Annotated in this window: 20 protein-coding genes; 6 read left to right on the top strand and 14 right to left on the bottom strand. The window is 42.3% G+C overall.

Translation table 11 applies throughout. The features are described 5' to 3' along the window. Nucleotides 1-93 precede the first annotated feature (93 nt). From D7V32_RS00345 to D7V32_RS00330, 3 genes are all read left to right on the top strand, one after another. A complete protein-coding gene (locus tag D7V32_RS00345; RefSeq protein ID WP_120400942.1) occupies nucleotides 94-1,482 on the top strand; it encodes an amino acid permease in 1,389 nt (462 codons plus the stop codon). 36 nt (nucleotides 1,483-1,518) lie between these two features. After that, nucleotides 1,519-2,724, top strand: coding sequence for an amino acid aminotransferase (locus tag D7V32_RS00340; RefSeq protein WP_120400941.1), 1,206 nt, complete (start codon nucleotides 1,519-1,521; stop codon nucleotides 2,722-2,724). A gap of 576 nt (nucleotides 2,725-3,300) precedes the next feature. Then, nucleotides 3,301-3,513: a hypothetical protein gene (locus D7V32_RS00330; protein ID WP_120400939.1), complete on the top strand. Its 213-nt coding sequence runs from the start codon at nucleotides 3,301-3,303 to the stop codon at nucleotides 3,511-3,513. Nucleotides 3,514-3,571: 58 nt separating this feature from the next. Here D7V32_RS00330 and D7V32_RS00325 read toward each other — a convergent pair whose 3' ends face one another. From D7V32_RS00325 to D7V32_RS00285, 8 genes are all read right to left on the bottom strand, one after another. Continuing rightward, nucleotides 3,572-4,384, bottom strand: a complete 813-nt coding sequence (locus D7V32_RS00325; RefSeq protein WP_120400938.1) for a sulfite exporter TauE/SafE family protein — start codon at nucleotides 4,382-4,384, stop codon at nucleotides 3,572-3,574. Nucleotides 4,385-4,429: 45 nt separating this feature from the next. Next, on the bottom strand, nucleotides 4,430-4,924 hold the full coding sequence (locus D7V32_RS00320) for a flavin reductase (RefSeq protein WP_120400937.1): 495 nt from the start codon (nucleotides 4,922-4,924) through the stop codon (nucleotides 4,430-4,432). A gap of 103 nt (nucleotides 4,925-5,027) precedes the next feature. After that, the gene (locus D7V32_RS00315) at nucleotides 5,028-6,071 is read right to left on the bottom strand and encodes a methionine synthase (protein WP_120400936.1); all 1,044 of its coding nucleotides are present in this window, start codon (nucleotides 6,069-6,071) and stop codon (nucleotides 5,028-5,030) included. Between the two features lie 76 nt (nucleotides 6,072-6,147). Further along, a complete protein-coding gene (locus tag D7V32_RS00310) occupies nucleotides 6,148-7,137 on the bottom strand; it encodes a putative oxygenase MesX (protein WP_120400935.1) in 990 nt (329 codons plus the stop codon). Between the two features lie 668 nt (nucleotides 7,138-7,805). Continuing rightward, entirely contained in the window at nucleotides 7,806-7,913 is a 108-nt protein-coding gene (locus D7V32_RS00305; RefSeq protein WP_120400934.1) for a DUF2474 family protein, read from the bottom strand. A gap of 11 nt (nucleotides 7,914-7,924) precedes the next feature. After that, nucleotides 7,925-8,929 (bottom strand): cytochrome d ubiquinol oxidase subunit II, encoded by a 1,005-nt coding sequence (gene cydB / locus D7V32_RS00300; RefSeq protein ID WP_120400933.1) that lies wholly within the window; start codon nucleotides 8,927-8,929, stop codon nucleotides 7,925-7,927. Further along, nucleotides 8,922-10,361 (bottom strand): cytochrome ubiquinol oxidase subunit I, encoded by a 1,440-nt coding sequence (locus D7V32_RS00295; RefSeq protein WP_120400932.1) that lies wholly within the window; start codon nucleotides 10,359-10,361, stop codon nucleotides 8,922-8,924. Before D7V32_RS00295 ends, cydB begins: the two co-directional genes overlap by 8 nt. A gap of 259 nt (nucleotides 10,362-10,620) precedes the next feature. Then, the gene (locus D7V32_RS00285; protein WP_120400930.1) at nucleotides 10,621-11,034 is read right to left on the bottom strand and encodes a DUF2946 domain-containing protein; all 414 of its coding nucleotides are present in this window, start codon (nucleotides 11,032-11,034) and stop codon (nucleotides 10,621-10,623) included. A gap of 495 nt (nucleotides 11,035-11,529) precedes the next feature. Between D7V32_RS00285 and D7V32_RS00280 the strand changes: the two genes are divergently transcribed. Beyond that, nucleotides 11,530-11,970, top strand: a complete 441-nt coding sequence (locus tag D7V32_RS00280) for a GNAT family N-acetyltransferase (RefSeq protein ID WP_120400929.1) — start codon at nucleotides 11,530-11,532, stop codon at nucleotides 11,968-11,970. Nucleotides 11,971-12,021: 51 nt separating this feature from the next. Here the strand turns inward: D7V32_RS00280 and D7V32_RS00275 are convergent, their stop codons facing one another. The 4 genes from D7V32_RS00275 to D7V32_RS00260 form a co-directional block, all read right to left on the bottom strand. Next, entirely contained in the window at nucleotides 12,022-13,899 is a 1,878-nt protein-coding gene (locus D7V32_RS00275) for a sensor domain-containing diguanylate cyclase (protein ID WP_407641521.1), read from the bottom strand. A gap of 107 nt (nucleotides 13,900-14,006) precedes the next feature. Continuing rightward, entirely contained in the window at nucleotides 14,007-14,345 is a 339-nt protein-coding gene (locus D7V32_RS00270; protein WP_120400928.1) for an FKBP-type peptidyl-prolyl cis-trans isomerase, read from the bottom strand. A 192-nt stretch (nucleotides 14,346-14,537) separates the two neighbouring features. Further along, nucleotides 14,538-15,068: a YaeQ family protein gene (locus tag D7V32_RS00265; RefSeq protein WP_120400927.1), complete on the bottom strand. Its 531-nt coding sequence runs from the start codon at nucleotides 15,066-15,068 to the stop codon at nucleotides 14,538-14,540. A gap of 83 nt (nucleotides 15,069-15,151) precedes the next feature. Continuing rightward, a complete protein-coding gene (locus D7V32_RS00260) occupies nucleotides 15,152-16,159 on the bottom strand; it encodes a CobW family GTP-binding protein (protein WP_120400926.1) in 1,008 nt (335 codons plus the stop codon). Between the two features lie 587 nt (nucleotides 16,160-16,746). Between D7V32_RS00260 and D7V32_RS00255 the strand changes: the two genes are divergently transcribed. Continuing rightward, nucleotides 16,747-16,962, top strand: coding sequence for a hypothetical protein (locus D7V32_RS00255; RefSeq protein ID WP_120400925.1), 216 nt, complete (start codon nucleotides 16,747-16,749; stop codon nucleotides 16,960-16,962). A gap of 319 nt (nucleotides 16,963-17,281) precedes the next feature. After that, nucleotides 17,282-18,889 (top strand): bifunctional 3-(3-hydroxy-phenyl)propionate/3-hydroxycinnamic acid hydroxylase, encoded by a 1,608-nt coding sequence (locus D7V32_RS00250; protein WP_120400924.1) that lies wholly within the window; start codon nucleotides 17,282-17,284, stop codon nucleotides 18,887-18,889. Nucleotides 18,890-19,004: 115 nt separating this feature from the next. Here the strand turns inward: D7V32_RS00250 and D7V32_RS00245 are convergent, their stop codons facing one another. Together D7V32_RS00245 and D7V32_RS00240 are read right to left on the bottom strand one after the other, a co-directional pair. Next, the gene (locus D7V32_RS00245; protein ID WP_120400923.1) at nucleotides 19,005-19,613 is read right to left on the bottom strand and encodes a glutathione S-transferase family protein; all 609 of its coding nucleotides are present in this window, start codon (nucleotides 19,611-19,613) and stop codon (nucleotides 19,005-19,007) included. Nucleotides 19,614-19,775: 162 nt separating this feature from the next. Further along, a complete protein-coding gene (locus D7V32_RS00240; protein ID WP_120400922.1) occupies nucleotides 19,776-20,669 on the bottom strand; it encodes a LysR substrate-binding domain-containing protein in 894 nt (297 codons plus the stop codon). Nucleotides 20,670-20,672 lie beyond the last annotated feature (3 nt).

The raw sequence follows: 20,672 nt of genomic DNA, 5'->3' as shown, positions 1-20,672 counted from the left end.
CATAAACTCATGATTCTGCCCGCATGTACAGGCAAAACAATAATCCACTGTCATAGCTCCGGCGCAGAACTCGACCAAGGACGATGTTAGAAAATGCAGCAAACCCAACAAGGAAACCTCAAAAAAGGTTTAAGCAACCGCCATATCCAATTGATTGCCCTAGGCGGATCAATTGGTACAGGCCTATTTTTAGGTATTTCACAAACCATTAAACTGGCAGGCCCATCTGTGATTTTAGGCTATGCCATAGCAGGCCTGATTGCATTTCTCATGATGCGCCAATTGGGTGAGATGATTGTGGAGGAACCCGTCAGCGGCTCTTTCAGCCATTTTGCCTATAAATATTGGGGCAAATTTGCAGGCTTTATGTCTGGCTGGAATTACTGGGTACTGAATATTTTAGTCTGTATGGCTGAGCTGAGCGCTATTGGCCTCTATATTCACTACTGGTGGCCTGAAATTCCGACATGGATCTCTGCCTTAGGCTTCTTTATTTTTATCAATGTCATTAACCTGCTGAATGTCAAACTGTTTGGCGAAATGGAATTTTGGCTGGCAATTATTAAAGTCATTGCGATTATTGCCATGATTGCTTTTGGCAGTTATCTGCTGGCCAGCGGCAATGCGGCTGCAACATCCAGCTTAAGCAATTTATGGGAGCTCGGCGGCTTCTTCCCAAATGGCGCAATGGGCTTGGTTATGGCCATGGCGATGATCATGTTTGCCTTTGGAGGTATTGAACTGGTCGGTATTGCCGCGGCTGAAACGGAGAATCCTAAAAAGACCCTGCCTAAAGCCATTAACCAAATCGTTTACCGCGTACTGCTGTTCTACATTTTAAGCTTAGTGATTATTTTATCGCTTTATCCTTGGAACCAAATGGCGCAAGGCGGCAGCCCTTTTGTCATGATTTTTGATGCTTTGGGCAGCCAGACTGCTGCAACTGTACTGAACTTTGTGGTGCTGACCGCTGCAGTTTCTGTCTATAACAGTACAAACTACTGTACTAGCCGCATGCTGTTAGGACTTGCAGAACAAGGCAATGCACCGAAGCTGTTCAGCAAAATTAATGCACGCGGCATTCCAGTCAATGCTGTCATGGCTTCTGCCTTCTTCACCATGATCTGTGTGCTGATTAACTATTTATTCCCTGAAAAAGCCTTCAGCCTGCTGATGATGCTGGTGGTGGCTGCAATTGTCATTAACTGGGTGGTCATCTCATATACCCATATCAAATTTAAAAAGCATATGCTGCAGACTCAAACGGCGACACTGTTTCCAAGTATTGCCTACCCTTTTAGCAATTATTTATGTATCGTCTTTATGTGCGGTATCTTATGGATTATGAGCCAGTCAGACATGCGTATTGCTGTGTGGATGATTCCATGCTGGATTTCTATTTTGACAGCCGCTTATCTCTTTAAACAGAAAAAAGCGGCCAGCCAAACACTGCTGAGTAAAGATGAAGTCCGTCTGTCTTAAGGGCGGCTTCCAAATTTTGAAAAATAAGGTTTAATCATGTTTCAACACGTAGATGCCTATGCAGGCGACCCGATTCTTTCATTGATGGAAGAATTTGTAAAAGATCAGCGCAGCCAAAAAGTAAATTTAAGCATTGGCCTGTATTACAACGAAGAAAATATCGTGCCTCAGCTAAACTGTGTACAGGCTGCCTGTAAAAATATTGCTGCAGACAATAATAAAGTGAAACTGTACTTGCCTATGGATGGCTTAAAAGCCTATAACCAAGCAACTCAGGCGCTGCTGCTGGGTGCTGACAGCCCTGCCCGCAATGCAGGACGCGCAGTGACCATTCAAACATTGGGCGGCTCTGGCGCTTTAAAAGTCGGCGCAGACTTTCTGAAAAAGTACTTTCCAGAATCTGAGGTTTGGGTCAGCCAGCCGACATGGGAAAATCATATTGCCATTTTTAACGGCGCTGGCATTGCATCAAATTTTTATCCATATTTCGATGCAAAAACCAATGGTGTCAATATTGAGGCCATGCTGGACACGCTGCGCACTTTGCCGGCAAAAAGTATTGTTTTGCTGCATCCTTGCTGCCATAACCCGACTGGTGCAGATTTAACGGCAAATGAATGGGACCGTGTCATTGACGTCTTAAAACAAAATGACCTGATTCCATTTTTGGACATTGCTTACCAAGGCTTTGCTCAAGGTCTGGAACAGGATGCTTATGCGATCCGCGCACTGGATCAGGCTGGTATGAACTTTATTGTCAGCAATTCTTTTTCTAAAATTTTCTCACTGTACGGCGAACGTGTCGGCAGCCTGACTTTTGTCTGTGACGATGCTGCAACGGCTCAAACCGTATTAGGGCAATTAAAAGCGACTGTTCGCCGCATTTACTCTAGCCCAGCAACAACAGGCGCACTGCTGGTCGACAATGTACTGAACACACCTGAATTGAACAGCCAATGGCAAGCTGAACTGAATGAAATGCGTGAACGTATTTTAAAAATGCGCCAGCTGCTGAGCACTAAACTCAGCCAAGCATTGCCAGATCAGGATTTTGGCTATTTGGTGAAACAGCAAGGCATGTTCAGTTATACAGGCTTAAGCGCAGCGCAAGTTGACCGTTTAAAAGAAGAGTTTGGCATTTATATGGTTCGTTCAGGCCGTATGTGTGTTGCAGGTCTGAATTTAAACAATATTGACTATGTTGCCGATGCGATGGCTAAAGTGATTGAAACTGCTGCTTAAGCACTCCTAAAACAAACACTTCATATCTGCCGCCTATATCCTGTTTTACAGGGTATAGGCGGCTTTATTTTGGCCGTTGAAATATAAATGTGCCGGGACGCTTTTCATCGAACCAAGCTAAGCTTATTTAAATTTTTCCCCTTGATCCGTTTGACTGCCTGTACATATACGCCTTGTCTAAGTAAACAAAACACGCTAAAAAGAAATTTTCATTTTTAAGATTCAACATGACCTATGACGGCAGCTGGATATGGATTCCATTGGGCTTATTAAATGAAATGCCTGACATAAAAAACCGTTTGCATTTTTGTATGGGCTCTAAAGTTGCATGGGTAATGACGAATCAGGCAAATCAAAGTTATGAGACACTGCCTAATACAGAGAAACTTTTTGCATATTTTAAAGAGTAAAATCATCATTGTACTGACTCAGCAGCACAACATTTGCGCAGCCTGAAAATTAAGCCCTCATAATTTGTATATTTAAGCGCCAATAAGCCCATAAGAGAGGCTGAGCAACTGTTCATTTTTTTTAGAATGGTTAGAATTGCGGGTTCGATCTCGTCCGTTTAACGATATGCAGCCCAGAATACACCATCTTGTTCAATCTATTTTCCCCAAACAAGATTCAAAAGTTTTAGAAATCAGATTTGATCTCAGCAGTTATAGCGATATTGAACTGATCAAAAAAGTTAAACTCTCCGAATGCCAAAACACTAAAGATGCCGTTTGCAGTATTTTACATGACCGCGGCTATACGCCAGCTGAAATTGCAATACTCACCAATTAATGCTTAGCATCAATCTGGCCTAAGTATTTTCCCTTAGGCCTCACAAGAAAAACTTTGTTTAAGCTAAAAGACTTAAATACCCCTGCAGCACAAAATAACTGCCGATAACAGCCAAGAGTACAGCAAAACACTTTTTAAGTGCCGCTGGTGAAAGCGCATGGGCAGTTTTCGCACCATATTGAGCAGTGAAGAAGCTCATCACACTAATACCTAAAAAGGCATAGATATGAATAAAGCCTATGGTATTTGGAGTTTCAACATGCTGCTGCATGCCAAAAAACATAAAACCTAATGCGCCAGCAATGGCAATGGGTAAACCGCAAGCTGCCGATGTGCCCACCGCTTTTTGCATGACTACGCCATAACGGTTTAAATAAGGCACTGTAATACTGCCGCCGCCAATCCCAAAAATTGCAGATGCAAAGCCAATGACCGAACCCGCTGCAATCTGCTGGCCTGCAGGCGGCAATGTTTTATTTGGGCCGGCTGACTTTGCTGCCCCCTTAAACATGGTATAAGCCACCCAAACTAAAAAGACACCTACAACCAGCTGCAGCTGTACAGCATTCATCAAGCCAGCAATACCTGCGCCGGCAAAACAGCCAATCGCCATAGGCGGGGCTAAATTTTTAAATACAGGCCAAATCACAGCGCCATTTTTATGATGCGCCATTAAAGAACTGATTGATGTGACAATAATAGTGGCTAATGATGTACCGAGAGCCAAATGCATAATGACATCTGGGCTGTAGCCCATTTGGGTAAAAACAATAAACAGCAACGGCACAATGATGGTTCCGCCGCCGACGCCAAACAGCCCTGCAGCAAAACCGGCAAATGCGCCAATGCTTAAGAAAATAATGAGTTCCACGAAATAAATACTTTTAAAGAGCTGATAGAAGAAAGAGAAATACGTTTAAGCCAGTTCAAGCTGACCAACAGCATGATAAGCCCGATTGAAATACACCAGACTTTCTTCCTGCTGATTTTGCCGAATAGCAACAACACGGCACATAAAGACGCTATGCGTTCCCACTTCTTGAATCTGTTCAATCTGACAGTCAAAACTGACCAAAGCATCTTTTAAAACGGGTGAACCAGTTTGCAAAGCTACCCAAGAACCCAATTTAAAACGCTCTTCAGAATTGAATTTGCTTGAAGCAAATGCATTAGAAATTTGCTCATGCTGTGAGCCCAAAACATTCACAGACAACACTTTATTTTCCAGAAAATGCGCATGAGAACGAGAGGATTGATTCATACAGACCAGCAAAGTTGGCGGCGTATCAGTCACACTGCATACGGCCGATGCTGTAAATCCATGCATGCCTGCTTCGCCTTCAGTCGTAATCACGTTGACTGCCGTTGTCAATAAAGACATTGCATTTCTAAAATCAGTTGCTTCAATCATCTCTTCAATCTCAATGGTCTAGTTGGCTTAACTCAACATCATGCAAGGCAATAAAAAAATGTAGATTCTCTTTGTCCATGCATAATATTGAGCCAGCTTGCATTTATGCGGTCAATTCTTGACGGACAATAGCCGCGCCTGCGCTTAAAGCATTCAGCTTGCCTTGCGCTACTTGGCGTGACAAAGGCGCCATACCGCAGTTTGTTGAAGGATACAGCTTATCGGCATCTACAAATTGAAGCGCTTTGCGTAAGGTATTCGCCACTTCTTCTGCCGTTTCAACCTGATTCGTCGCCACATCAATGGCGCCAACCATCACTTTTTTACCGCGGATGAGTTCGATTAAATCCATGGGTACGCGAGAATTTTGGCACTCAAGTGAGATAATATCTAACTTCGATTGCTGCAGTTTCGGGAATGATTCCTCATATTGGCGCCACTCATTACCCAAGGTCTGTTTCCAATCTGTATTGGCTTTAATGCCATAACCATAGCAAATGTGAACAGCTGTTTCGCATTTCAAACCTTCAAGCGCGCGCTCTAAGGTCGCAATCCCCCAGTCATTGACTTCATCAAAAAATACGTTAAATGCAGGCTCATCAAATTGAATGATGTCCACGCCTGCCGCTTCCAGCTCAAGCGCTTCTTGGTTGAGGATTTTAGCAAATTCCCAAGCCAATTTTTCACGGCTCTTATAATGCCCATCATACAAGGTATCAATCATCGTCATCGGGCCAGGCAGCGCCCATTTGATCGGCTGATTAGTTTGGCTGCGCAGGAATTTCGCATCATCAACAAACACTGCTTTCTTACGCGATACTTCACCCACCACAGACGGTACACTTGCATCGTAACGATTTCGGATACGCATCGTTTCACGTTTTTCGAAATCCACACCTTCAAGATGTTCAATAAACGTGGTCACAAAATGCTGACGGGTTTGTTCGCCATCGCTGACAATATCAATGCCTGCATGGATTTGTTCATGCAAAGATAATTTCAACGCATCACGTTTTGCATCTAATAATGCTTCGCCTTCAAGTTTCCATGCAGACCACAGTTTTTCAGGTTCAGCCAGCCAAGAAGGTTTAGGTAAGCTGCCGGCAGTTGACGTTGGGAGTAACTGTTTATGTGTTAAATGGGCCATATTCGATCTTCTATCTCTATTTTTTTAAAACGGGTGTTTAACTCACCCGTGTTTCATCTATTTGTGTGATTTAAAATTAAGCTGCGCCTGCATTTTCAATACTAAAATTGGCCGCCCACTCATTCAGAATATCTTTATATGGCTGGATAAAGTTCTCTTCTGTCCATTTGCCCTGTTTAACTGCTAACTGACCACGTTCAACACGGTCATACACAATACGGGTTAATGAGTAATCTCCGAAGCTTAAGCTTGGCTGATACACCAAACCAGCTGCCGCATTGGTGTTATAAATTTCAGGACGATAGATTTTTTGGAAGCTTTCCATGGTGCTGATCGCGCTGATCAACTCGAAATCTGTATAGCCGCTCAGCAAGTTATTTGCTGAATAGAATGCCAATGGCGCAGTCGCATTTTCAGGTTTGAAGTAACGAACGCTTAAGCCCATTTTTGCAAAATAGTCATCGGTACGTGAATAGTCATCATTGGTGTATTCCACACCTAAGATCGGATGCACATTTGCAGTACGGTAATAGGTTTTTGTAGTTGAAACACTTAAACAAATGACAGGCTGTTTTTTAAATTCAGCTTTGAATACGTCTGAATTGATCAAATGTTGATACAGCTTGCCATGTAAATCGCCAAAATCTTCAGGTTTTTCATTGAACTTGCAACCGAGTGCTGGCAATACTACGCTGAAGTCATAATCACGCACATAAGATGAAAAACTGTTGCCAATCATACCTTCAATGCGTTCATTGGTTTTGTGGTCAGTAATTGTGCTTTTCAGCATTTCAATGAATGGGAACGTTTGGCCGTTGCCTTCAACATCCAGTTCAGCAGAGATAATGTCAATTTCAAGTGAATAACGGTCTGCATTTGGGTTATCACAGCTTGCCAACGTATTGAAACGGTTATTAATCATTGCCAATGTACGGCGCAGGTTTTCTTCACGGTGTTCACCGCGGGCCAAATTGGCAAAGTTTGTCGTTAAACGCGTGCTGTCTGCTGGCGCGTAATTTTCATCAAAACGGATACGTTTAATTGTGCATGCAAATTTATTGCTCATGGAAATTCACTGCCCTAAGATAATCAAAATTTCTGTCTGAGTGCATTTATACGTGAAACCAAAGATGAATAAAAATGATTTAGACTCAATGAAAGATGAATAAAATTCACCTAAAAAATTTACTTACATAAGTTTTTTAAAAATACAGCCGTCCTAAGTGAAATATCAATAAAGAGAGAAAAGCAATACTTCTATATAAAACATTAAATAACAATGACTTAAAACAATAAAATTTTTCTGTAAAAAATTATGCTATTTCAGATGTATAGAAAAATAGTCGTTATCATGAAATACGGCAGAAATAGAAATCAGCAGATGAAACAATCACAATGAATTTTCCTCATCTTAATATGAAAAAAGATCAGCCTGCTCACTTTCTATTTATCAGTTGAATTATTTCATAAATAATCAGCAGCTATAGCCCAATGCACGGGTAAACATCAGTCATGATCTGCTGTTATTCCAATGTACAATGTATTGAAAGCGCTGTTATGCAGCTTCGGCTTAAAACGCTGCAGTAAATTTATATCAATCATGTTCATCATATAATGCTGTACACAGCCCAAATATCTTCTTATATGTAATCTGCCCCCTTCACGATGGCCATTTAGAAAAAAAATCCGCCGCTGCACATCGTACAGCGGCGGATTCATTTCAACCTAATGAGATCAATACGCCCATTGAATAAGCATGCGGAATAGGCCGGCGACTATGGCTAAACTCAATACACCTCCCAGCCATAAAACAATAAACCAGCCCGCTTGATTCAGCTTCATCTTAGAACTCCTTAATGATAACCGTCATCACCCACACGCACTTTGTCTCTAAATACCCAATACGACAGCGCTGTGTAGAACAAAATAATCGGAATCAAAATCAATGCGCCAATCAATGCAAATAACTGGCTGCTTTGCGGCGCTGCCGCCTGCCAAATGGTTACAGATGGCGGAATAATATAAGGCCATAAACTAATCAAGAAACCTGTATAAGCCAGCATGACCAAAGCCAATGTATAAATAAACGGCGCAAATTCTTGACGGCGTTTACATGCGCGTAAGGCTAAAACACCGAAAATCACCACTAAAATCGGCACAGGGCTAAAATAATACAGTTGCGGCAAGCTAAACCAGCGCGCTGCAATTTGAGTATGAACCATTGGCGTATAAATACTGACCGCAGCAAAAATGAATAATAACGCAATGATGAGCTTTGGCATCAAACGATACATATGATCCTGCACCCGCGCATCTGTTTTAAAGATGAGCCAGCCGCAGCCTAAAGTTGCATACAGCACGACCACAGCCAAACCTGTGAACAAAGAAAATGAAGTTAACCAATCTAAACCGCCGCCTGCATACACGCCATTGACTGTTTTAATTCCTTGAATATATGCGCCTAAAATGACGCCTTGGAAGAATGAGGCAAAAATGGAGCCCCAAATAAATGCCTGATCCCATAAATGCTTTGTTCGATTGGCTTTAAAACGAAACTCAAAAGCAACGCCGCGGAAAATAAGCGCAATGACCATTAAGATAATCGGCAGATAAAGTGCGGACAGCACTGTTGAGTAAACCAACGGAAATGCCGCAAATAATCCTGCGCCGCCAAGCACCATCCACGTCTCATTGCCATCCCAAACAGGCGCGACTGTATTCATCATCACATCCCGTTCCTGTCGATCTCCTACAAATGGAAATAAAATACCGATGCCTAAATCAAAACCGTCCAAGACAACATAAATCAGCACACCCACGGCAATGATTACCACCCAAATTAAGGATAAATCAATCATGGTTTTTCTCCTGAGACTGTGAATCAGTCTGTTCTAGCGCCTCATCAATTGTACTCATTGGCCGATGCGATGCGCGGATCACCTCACCGTCGCTATGCGCTTGGGTATGTACGAACTGCGGTCCTTTGATCATCATTTTCAGCATGTAATAGATACCGATCCCGAAAACAATGCAGTAAACAACCACAAATATAATCAGGGTTAGACCAACCTGTTCTGCAGACACAGGAGATAAAGCATCTTTGGTACGCATCACGCCATAGATAATCCACGGCTGACGGCCAACTTCAGTCGTAAACCAGCCAGCAAGCAGCGCAATAAATCCAGACGGCCCCATCAAAAGAGCAAATTTATGCAGCAATCGAGAGTCATAAAATTTGCCTGTTTTACGCAGCCAAGCTCCCATAAGCGCTAAAAGAATCATCAGCACCCCCATGCCGACCATAATGCGGAAGCTCCAAAAAACCACCAAGGAGTTCGGACGGTCTTCTGGTGCAAATTCTTTTAGGCCTTTCACTTCGCCATTCATGCTGTGCGTCATGATCAAACTGCCTAAATGAGGAATCCCGACTGCATATTTGGTTTCTTCTGCCTCCATATCTGGAATACCAAATAAATAAAGCGGCATGCCATGGTCTTTATTGGTTTCCCAGTGCCCTTCTATGGCAGCTAATTTTGCAGGCTGATGCTCTAAAGTATTTAAGCCATGTATATCGCCAACAAACATTTGAAGCGGCGCCAAAGCTAAAATCATCCACATCGCCATAGAAAAGGACTTTTTGACCAATGCATCACGGCGCCCTTTCAAGAGGTGCAAGGCAGCAGTTGCCGCAACCAATAAGCCTGAAACTAAAAAGGCAGCCAAAGCCATATGAGCTAGACGGTATGGGAACGATGGATTAAATACGATAGCAAACCAGTCTTGCGGCACAATAATGCCATTTTCAAACGCAAACCCTTGCGGTGTCTGCATCCAGCTGTTGGATGATAAAATCCAGAACATTGAAATACACGTTCCGATTGCAACCATAAGTGTGGCGAAGAAATGCGTCTTCGGTCCAACACGCCCCCAGCCAAACAGCATAATGCCAAGGAAGCCAGCTTCTAAGAAAAATGCGCTTAACACTTCATAACTGAGCAGCGGTCCTGTCACACTGCCTGCAATGCGGGAAAACTCACTCCAATTGGTCCCGAATTGATAACTCATGACAACGCCAGAAACAACGCCCATCCCGAATGATAAGGCAAAGATTTTGATCCAAAATTGGAATAAGTCTCTGTAAACAGGGTCATTCGTTCTAAGCCAGCGCCATTCCAATACGGCTAAAAAACTCGCCAATCCAATTGAAATTGCAGGAAAAATAATATGAAACGAAACAGTGAATGCGAATTGAATACGCGCCAATTCCAGCGCTGTTAAACCTAAATCCATGACTATCACCTTATTGTTGAATTATGCGGTGAACCACAAACAACACCAATTTCAGACGCTGTTTAAGAAAACATAGAACACTCTTAAATGCGGCGCTGTAATGAATGTGTAAGGGCTTAATCAATAATTTGATCATTTTTTTGCAGACGAATTGATCTAATTCGCAGCCGCTGCACGGCGCAAAACGAATATGCATAATAAAAACTCTTTAAATACCTAAATAAACCAACAGTCAAAAAGACCATCAGCAGCAATGGGATTAAAAAGTCAAAGGCGGGGCCCTGCCTTGGGGCAGCAAATAAAGTTTCTGAAGGGAGAAGTAGACATGCCTAAAGGCATTTTGATAAAAACTGAGACGAACCTGAATTTTATCGATAATTTCACGCACACCAAAGTCAAAAGGCAGGACTACATCACCATACACAGTACAGTATTGGCATTGATGATTATGGCTGCTGTGATCTTGATACTCATGGTCATGGCTAAGATGATGCACTAAATCATGATAGCCTTCATGTACGTGCTGATGTTTTTCAGGCGAGAGTAAATTATGCGTCATCGACAAACATACCGGAGCAATTTGATAATTCTCCGGTAACAGTGGCCTTAAATATACTGCAATTTGCAACAGCAATACTGCTAATGCAAGACACAGCCCACTCCGTCTTAGCACAATACTCTCTAAAATTTAAACCCATTAGAAATGTAAAATTGACCAGCAAGCGCCACACAATTCCGAGCTGCTCACTCAACTTTACTCTTTCCACTATAGCTTAAGGAATGGGACAATAAAAGCCTTTTATGCTGTAAAATTCATATGCTTATTCAATTTAAAGATATAAGGTCTTACCCTTAACGCGCACATCTTGCTGATCTATTTTTCACTCTAGTGTCATTAATATTCTCTAATATATTTTTATAAGGCTATATTTTTAATTTTACTTTTAAATAATTTCATGTGTAAAATACATCAAAATAAAATGTGATGCAGTCTATGTTTTTGCTTTTGGATTAGCAATAATACATCAAAACAGCTATATAATTCATATAAAAGTACGGCTTAGAAGCATAAAAGCATCACAAAACAACAGTAATGTACTGTTCCTGTACATCAATCCATTTTGAAATAAGGCTCATTTTTGGAAAAGATAATTGATAAAAGAACAGCATGATCCGCGAAGCAAAGATTGAAGATATTCCTGCAATATTAAAGATGGTGCATGAGAGCATCCGCTCTTGTGTGCAAGATCACAACCGCAACGAAAGTGAAATCCAAATTTGGCTGGAAAAATTTAATCAATCAAATTTAATGCTTTTGATGCTGTATAACGACAGCTGGGTATATATTGAGCAAAACCATATAGCTGGATTTCTGCTGGTTAATGATGCCGGTAAAATTCTGCTGAACTATATTGCTCCCGAAATGCAGCAGCAAGGTATCGGCACTGCTTTGCTGGTGAATATCTGTGAAAAACTCAAAGACAAAAATGTGCAGCAAATGACCCTGAGAAGTACACATACCGCTTTGCCTTTTTACCAGAAGCAAGGTTTTGAACTCGCTCAAAAGGATGAAGCCGATCAGGTCAATTTAATAAAATACTTAGCTTAAGTCAGCGCCGCTTTTTATAAAACATAACTGCCTGCCCAATGCCTTTCCGTTTTAATGCTTGCATACTTTGATCTGATCACGGCCAGCCTGCTTAGCCGCATATAACTCTACATCAGCAGCTTTCATCAATTCATGAATATCTGGATAGCTTGAGCTGCGGCTCTTATATGCCATGCCTAAACTTAAGGTGATATACCCTTTTAGATCTGGCCGATTAGCATGTTCAAAACGCTGCTGCCGCACTGCATCCTGCACCCGCTGCATATATTGTTCTGCAATCGTTATTGGCACGTTATGCATTACAATTGCAAACTCCTCACCGCCATAACGCGCCAAATATGCTGAATTCGGCATACTGCTCTGAATCACTTTGACCAAGTTTTGCAAAATGGCATCACCTTTCAAGTGTCCATAATGATCATTATAATTTTTAAAGAAATCGACATCCATCATGACAAAAATTAAAGTGTTGTCAGAGTTCTCAGGGGTAAGGTCGAATAAACGCTGAATTTCCTCATTTAATGCTCTGCGGTTAAATGCGCCTGTCAGCGCATCAATTTGAACTTGATATTCCAGCTTGTCATTCAGTCTATGCAGTTCCTCTGTCCGCAGCTTGACTTTATAATCCAGCGAGTTATTCAAATCGACCAAACGGCTGTTCAGCAGCTCTGTATGATAAGTATAGTAAGCATAGTTTCTAGACTGCTGGAACATAATCAGCAGCGCATACAAACTCGTAGAGACAAAAGACAAATATACCGTATCCAGCACATTGGCCATGAGTAAAAAGTCATTTAAAAAGCTCAGACCCAGAAAAATCACGGCACATAAATTCAGTTTTGAATACGGTTCGCCCAATTTCACTGTTTGATAAAAGCCATATATAAAGTTGCCAAGCACAGGCAAACTAAAGACCGCACTATATAATGCTAAACGGTTAAACTGCTCTGGTTCAAAATAGACAACCCCGGCCACGTTGCAAACAATTAAAGCTAAAATTAAATAATATAAATACTTATGCAGATAACGGCTATTCAGCATATGAATATAGCTGAGAAAAAAAGCAATCGTGAAATAGGTAAATAAATATTCTAAGCGTGCCCCCAGCAGCCACTCAATGCCTGTGAAGTTCGTATAAGCATAGGGTTCTGAAAACAGGTTATGCAGCGCCAAAAATAAAATAAATATACCAAAGGTAAACTGCCGTGTACTGTCTGCCGCTTTTCTCCCGCGGAATAAAGAAAATAAGATAGTAAAAAGGCTCACGCCCAGTACAGCGCCGCATACAGCAGCAATACTCATTACCTGCTGCTGATATTGACGGTTAATAATACGTGCAGTCCCAATACGCATTGGGTTTTCCATTCCGCCATGCAGCTGGCTATAGTTTGAGACCTGTATACTTAAAGTAAAATATGGCTGTGTTGCAACGAAATAGCCAATTTTAGGCGCTTTTTCAATGACCTGCTGTGATGGAAAAGCGCTGACTTCACCCGCACGCATCAGAAAATCACCATTTAAATAAATTCGGTAAGCGCCAAACTGATGCGGAATTTTAATGCCGATACGGCGGCCAACCATATCTGGCGGCAGCTTAAAATGTGCAACAAAGGTGCCATAACCGTGATTGCTGCCCATTGCATCTTTTAAAGAAATAGGTAAATTTGCCTGTGTTGCACGCAATACAGAATTAGGCTCACGCAAAAAGTGCTGCGGGTAAAACAGCCAAGTACCGCCCAGCAAAACAGAGTTTTGATCTGTAAAACTCAGCTCCTGAACATCATGCTGCTGTAAATAATAAGACTGAGGCTCTGGCTCATATTGTGCGTAGACTGCAGGTATCACCGCAAAAATCATGCAGCACAGCAGCCATAGCTTCCAGACTTTTTGCAGTTGATTTTGCAAGACGTCTACCCTTGTCTCGGTCATTTTCCGTACTCTTAATGTACGTTCAAATTACTGTATCGACAAACTTTTTTTTATAGTTTTGTGATAAACAGCAAAGACTGTTTATCACCTTGCTTTTACAAGCAATCTTAATCACGGGTTTTTACATCATATAATTCAATTTCAAAAATCAAATTTGAATTCGCAGGAATGATATTGCCCATTTTACGTTCGCCATAAGCCAAGTGCGAAGGTACAATCAGTTTGCGCTTCCCGCCCACTTTCATGCCCATAATCCCTTGGTCCCAGCCCTTAATCACACGGCCTGTACCAATGACCGTTTCAAAATAATTACCGCGGTCTAATGATGAATCAAACTTTGTGCCGTCTTCAAGCCAGCCAGTATAATGTGTAGTAATCAGCGCGCCTTTCACCGCCTCTTTACCTTCACCAACCGCTAAATCAATAATTTCTAATTCATTTGACATACTTACACGCCTAAAAGTCATTGCAGGATCACTGCATTATAAACGGCTCTGCTGCCTTTCAGCAGGACTAATTTATCTCTTACACTTTTGATCTTACCGCCTTGTACTTTAACAACGGCCTATAATCAATAACAGCTGAAAATAGAAAGAGCAGCTAAAGCTGCTCTTGACTATCTATGACAGTGAAAGAGCTTATTGCAGCTGTTCCCACTCAATCACAGCTTGCGCAGTATCGCCTATCAGTGTCCACTCACCGTCCATTACATTGAGCTGAAGCTGCATGGTGCGCTCACACAGCGCCTGAATAGCTTCTGTGGTTGCTGTAGAGAGTTTCCATACCTCAACATTTTTCAATGTTTTCAATTTGCTGCTCCGCTTGTACCATTCATCTACAGACGAACCATAAGCAATGACTGCAACTTGTGAACAGCGCGCACTGGCTTTTTTCACTTTATCTTCATCTGGCAGCCCCACCTCAATCCACTTCATCAGCTGGCCAGTTAAGTCTTTTTCCCACAATGCAGGCTCATCGGTTTCAAATAAATCTTTGGTGAATTCTAATGCTTCATCTGCATAACGCGCATAAGCCAAAATACGCACCATCAGGCGTTCGATTGTTTCTGATGGATGCAGCGCCATGGTCAACTGAAAATCGCCATACTGGTGAACATCCATGTTAGCAATGTTCAAATCTGCTTTGTAAATTGTAGCTTTAAGCGCCATAGAAAAAGTCCTCAAATTTGGCGCTTAGCATACTCGATTTCACTGCAGCTTTGTGGTTTTGGCCTATTTTTTAGCGCACTGTTTCAATCCGCTGCATCTTTACGGCATTGCATCAGCGCATTTTCAAAAGCCAGCCAGTCCCGCGCTAATGCATCTTGTGCATAGATAATTTCTATACGGTTATCAATCCCTTCTTCTGCAGACTGATAGTTAAATTGTTCGGGATTAAAGTTAAAGCTTTTCCAGCCTGCATCGGTATGAAAAATACCTTTGATCCGCAGCCAGTTTTGCTGTTCACAGAGTAAATCCAGTAAATCATAAAAATGAAAGATCCAGCGCTTAGGAAGTTTCCAGCCTGCAACGCTATAGCCTTGCGCACTTTCAATATAATGATATGGCAGCTGCTTAATGTCTTGATTTGCTATTTCAGACTGCTGCTGACGGAGCAACGGCTGTTTTTTTGCGCTGCTGCCCATATACGGCACATCAATCTGCGCGATATCCAGCCCGCCATTTTCCACCTGCAGCCAGTGCTGCTGATAGGGCAAATACTCTTGCTTTAAGGCCAGTAAAGCCTGCTCATCGGCTGCCGTCATTAAATCTGCATGGGACACAGCAATAATCTGAGCCGCTTTAAGCTGATCTGCATATAAGTTTTGTTTCGACCACTCTCTGTCATGCAGGCGTGAACCATCTACAACCGTGACCAATGCCCGCATCTCCAAATGGCTTTGCCAATGCGGCTCTGTCAGCTGCTCTAAAAGCTGCGCTGGATGTCCTAAACCTGTCGGCTCGATAAATAAACGGTCTGGCTTCGTCTCACTCAGCAATCGCGAAAGCGCAATTTGCATCGGCATTTGGCTGCTGCAGCATAAACAGCCGCCCAGCAGTTCCTTAACTGCATAGCCTTGCTCTTGCGGCAGCAGCTGCTGATCCACACCAATTTGACCAAACTCATTCATTAATACCGCCCAAACCTCCTGCTCAGGTTTCTGACTGAGCAGCTGTTTAAGCAGTGTGGTTTTTCCTGCACCTAAAAAGCCAGAAATAATATGGACAGGTATCGCGCTCGGCGCCGCAATAATTTTCAAAGTCTCACCCAGTCTTGGTTTTCAGCAGCAAAATACTGCTTATATCCGCTCTAGGCTTCGCTTGCAAGCCATCCCCATAAGTCTGTATAAACAATAAACCTAAACATGAGAAACAATCGTGCAGAAAACTGGAATTTGGTTTTCATCAAATCAGCTCAACTTTGCATAGAGGCTTATAAAAAACTTTTTAGACGTTAATAAAGGTATATAAATTCAATAACTTAAATCCAAAAATCATGTGTTTATTTATCATTTTATACATAAAACCATGAAAAGATTTATTACATTTGAATCTCTGCAAATTCAATTCAATACACCATTTTCCGCACGAAATGTAACCCGAGGGTAACAAGTATTGACCGCTCAGCATTCAATTGGCAAGACAGCATCGCCATTTTAATGGCTGTAAGCTCAACACTGCTGACATTTCCCCTACATTTTTACTTCACTTGTGAGCCATACGTAACTGCTTTGGCAGTGTTTTGCTACTTCCATTGATCGTATTTTCCACAGCTTTTAGCATGAGCTCCTACCAGACATGGTGATGCATGTACTGGTTTAATCAAACCGAATGAAGGATGCCTTAAATGAAATTATCTCAAGTATTATTCGCTTCTCTTTTAACTGCTGCCGCTGCTTCAACTTTCGCTGCTGAAAAAAATGCAGCCCCAGCTGAAGAACAAAAAGTGATTGTCAGCACTCAAGAACAGCCTGTAAATGCTTCAGCTGAAGAAGCCTCTGCACAGCCTGCTGGCTCAGAAGCTTCTGCAGAAGGCGCTGCACCGGCTCAGCCTGCACAATAAGCTGCTCTGCTCTACACTCATAAACTTAAATGGCTGAATTTTGCCATCTGCAACAAAAACCCAGCCGCCTGCTGCAGGCGGCTGGGTTTTTATTTTTATCTAAGAAAATGAAAATTAGCCATAGAAAAAATAAATCATTGAATTAGATATAACTATCCCTAAATTTCAATTATATCTATATTAAACAATATATTAAAAATAAATACACCTGCCTTTCCTGTCCATCTCAACGATAGCCTCTACTTATGAATAGCTTGTTTAGACTGCTCACTTAGACCTTAATACAGCCAACGGATGTCAAATGATTGGATGTTTGCACATGAGCAATAAAGCAAATTACACCACTGAAGTCGCAATTTTAGGTGCAGGCCCTGTAGGCCTTACCATTGCCAACTATCTGAGTAAACAAGGTATTCAAGTCACTGTCGTCGAACAGCTTGACAGTTTGATTGATTATCCTCGTGCAATTGGTATTGATGATGAATCATTACGTACCATTCAGTCATTAGGCCTTGTAGACCAAGTACTGCCGCATACTACTCCAAACCATGCAATGCGTTTTTTAACGCCTAAAGGCCGCTGCTTTGCAGACATTCAGCCTTTAACCCGCGAATTTGGCTTCTCTCGCCGCAACGCCTTTATTCAGCCGCAAGTCGATAATGTGCTGCTGCAAGGCTTAAAACAATACAGCAAAACTGAAGTTTTGTTCGCCCGTCATTTAACCCACTTCACGCAAAATGCTGACGGTGTGACATTAAATGTCAAAACCAAAGATGATGCTGAAGAAGTGATACAGGCGCAGTACCTGATTGCATGTGACGGCGGCAACTCATATGTCCGCCGTACATTAGGCGTGCCATTTGAAGGCGAAACTGCACCTAACCAGTGGATTGTGATTGATATTGAAAATGATCCCTTAGCGACTCCGCACATTTACCTGTGCTGTGACCCAGTGCGGCCTTATGTTTCCGCTGCCCTTCCTCACGGTATCCGCCGTTTCGAGTTCATGGTGATGCCTGGTGAAACTCAAGAAGAACTCAGCAAGCCAAAAAATATTGCAAAATTATTGTCTAAAGTATTGCCAAATACAGACGGTATTGACGTGATCCGTCAGCGTGTTTATACGCACAATGCGCGTATTGCGGACAAATTCCGTGTAGAGCGCATTTTGCTTGCAGGTGACGCGGCCCACATTATGCCCGTATGGCAAGGTCAAGGCTATAACAGCGGTATGCGTGATGCCTTCAACTTAGGCTGGAAAGTGGCTTTAGTGGTTCAAGGCAAGGCTGGTGCAGAACTGCTGGATTCATACCAAATTGAACGTAAAGATCATGCTAAAGCAATGATTGACCTGTCTGTTATGGCTGGACACGTACTTGCGCCGCCTAAGAAATGGCAAGGCTTTGTGCGTGACGGTATTGCCTATGCCTTAAATTACATCAAACCAATTAAACAGTATTTACTGGAAATGCGCTTCAAGCCAATGCCTAAATATAACGATGGCGCTTTATTGGCAAACGGCAGCAAAGACAGCCCGATTGGTAAAATGTTTATTCAGCCCACTGTGCAGCTGGAAGACGGTAAAACCATATTGCTGGATGAAGTCATCGGCAACGATTTTGCAATTATTGCTTGGGGTGTAGATCCAAAATGGGGCCTATCTGAAGCCAATATAAAACAATGGCAAAAGCTTGGCGTGAAATTCATTCAGGTAATTCCTGCCGTGCAATTTGGCAATGCAAACCGTAAGCCTTTTGACGGCGTGATTACGATTGGCGACATCGGTACTGAAATTCGCACGTGGTTTGGCAAAACCTCTGACTCTATTGTTATCTTGCGTCCAGACCGTTTTACCGCTGCGCTTGCAATTCCTCAAAGCATGAATCAAGTCAGCGAAAAACTGTTTGCAAAATTGTATACAAAATAAAAAATACAGGCAGCACCCTGTGCTTGAGGCCTTTTCACCACGCGCAAGCGTGGTTTTTTTATGGCTCTGATTTTATAAAACTGAAGCTTTCAGCCTAAAACCTAGATATAAACCATTAAAGCTGCTGTATCCAGTCTATATCCCGCACAGATTCACGCTGCTTAATACGCTCCATAAAAGGTTTAAACTCATCTAAATACGGCAGCACTTTAAACTGTACGGCAAAGGCAATCCAGTATGCCAGATACAAATCTGCAGCCGTAAACTGCTCCCCTGTTAAATACGGATCAGCGTACTGCATACCCTGTTTTAAAAATGCAAAAAATGCAGCTTCATTGCCCATACTTAACGAACTGCGCCGCTGCTCAATCTGTTCTGCACTAACTTGCAAGGTTTTAATATCCATATATTCCGTCATGGGGCCATGGCAGAAAAACAGCCATTTTAGATATTCACCGCGCCGAGGGTCATCCAGTGCCGGCGCTAAACCTTTGGCATGATATTTATCCGTCAAATATGCATAAATAGCCGCTGTTTCACTGATCACAGATGCTCCATCCACCAAACATGGCACTTTACCCATCGGGTTAATGCTTAAGTATTCAGGGTCATGAATATGTGCATAATCTACCTCAATTTGCTCAATTTCATTCTCAATACCTAACTCTCTGAACAGCGGCAAAAGTGTATTGCCGCGTGACATTTTATTTGTATAGTATTTCATCGCCAATGATCCCTTCTGCCTTATTTTTTTCAGACGCTACCTATTGAACAGCGGCCTGAATATTTTGAACAGACTATTATTCTGCCTATTTTTCAAAATACACAAGCAAAATAAAAGCCAGTCGGATGACTGGCTTCTAACATAATTTTCAACGCTCTATTGTTAGAAAAAGCCCATATAAAACTGCTCTTTTAACACCTGCAAAATCAGTTCAATCGCTTCATTACGTTTATCTTTACGGTAGCTGGCATAAAGTCCGATCGTCGGCAGCGGTTCCACTGTATTTTTCACCACAATTTTATCGCCAAGCAATGGAATCACATAAGACGGTACCAAGCTCCAGCCTACCCCTATCCCGACCAAATTAACATTCAGCAAGATATTGGTCGAATACTGCACCACATTAACATTCAGTTTTGACTGCTTAAAAAAGTCCTGAATAATGCGGTACAGCTCAGGAGATGAATGCTCATCACTGACAATAAAATCTTGCTGACTGAAACTTTTGATACTGATGTGACGCTGAGCGGCTTCAGGACTATTTTTCGGAATAATCAGCGCTAAAGGCTCAGTAAAAACTTGTATTGTTTCAATATCTGCAGACTCTTCTGCATAACGTGTAAAAGCAATATCAATTTCACCGCGCTGCAGCGCTTTAAGCTGCTCACTGTCCTGCAAACTATGAAAATGAATTTTCAGATCTGGAAACTTCGCCCGAATATTCGGCATGATGTAAGGAAAAACCTTCATTTCCGCAACAGGGACGAAACCGATATGCAGCTGTTCTTTATTCAGCTGTGCGACCTGCCTTGCATTCAGCACGGCTTTTTCTGCATGCTCAATACTCAGACGGGCATCCTTTAAAAAGGCCTTGCCTTCCTCTGTCAGCTCAACTTTACGGTTAGTTCTCAGCAGCAGCTGTACGCCCACCTCTTGCTCTAAATCCTTAATTTGCTGGCTAAGTGACGGCTGTACCGTACACATACGCTGCGCCGCTTTAGTAAAATTCAGCTCCTCGGCAACCGCTATGAAATAACGTAAATGGCGTAATTCCACTAT

This window comes from Acinetobacter tianfuensis, assembly GCF_003611465.1.
Taxonomy (GTDB): domain Bacteria; phylum Pseudomonadota; class Gammaproteobacteria; order Pseudomonadales; family Moraxellaceae; genus Acinetobacter; species Acinetobacter tianfuensis.
The sequence above is the reverse complement of the archived record's forward strand: the minus strand, read 5'-3'. Positions and strand labels throughout refer to the sequence as shown.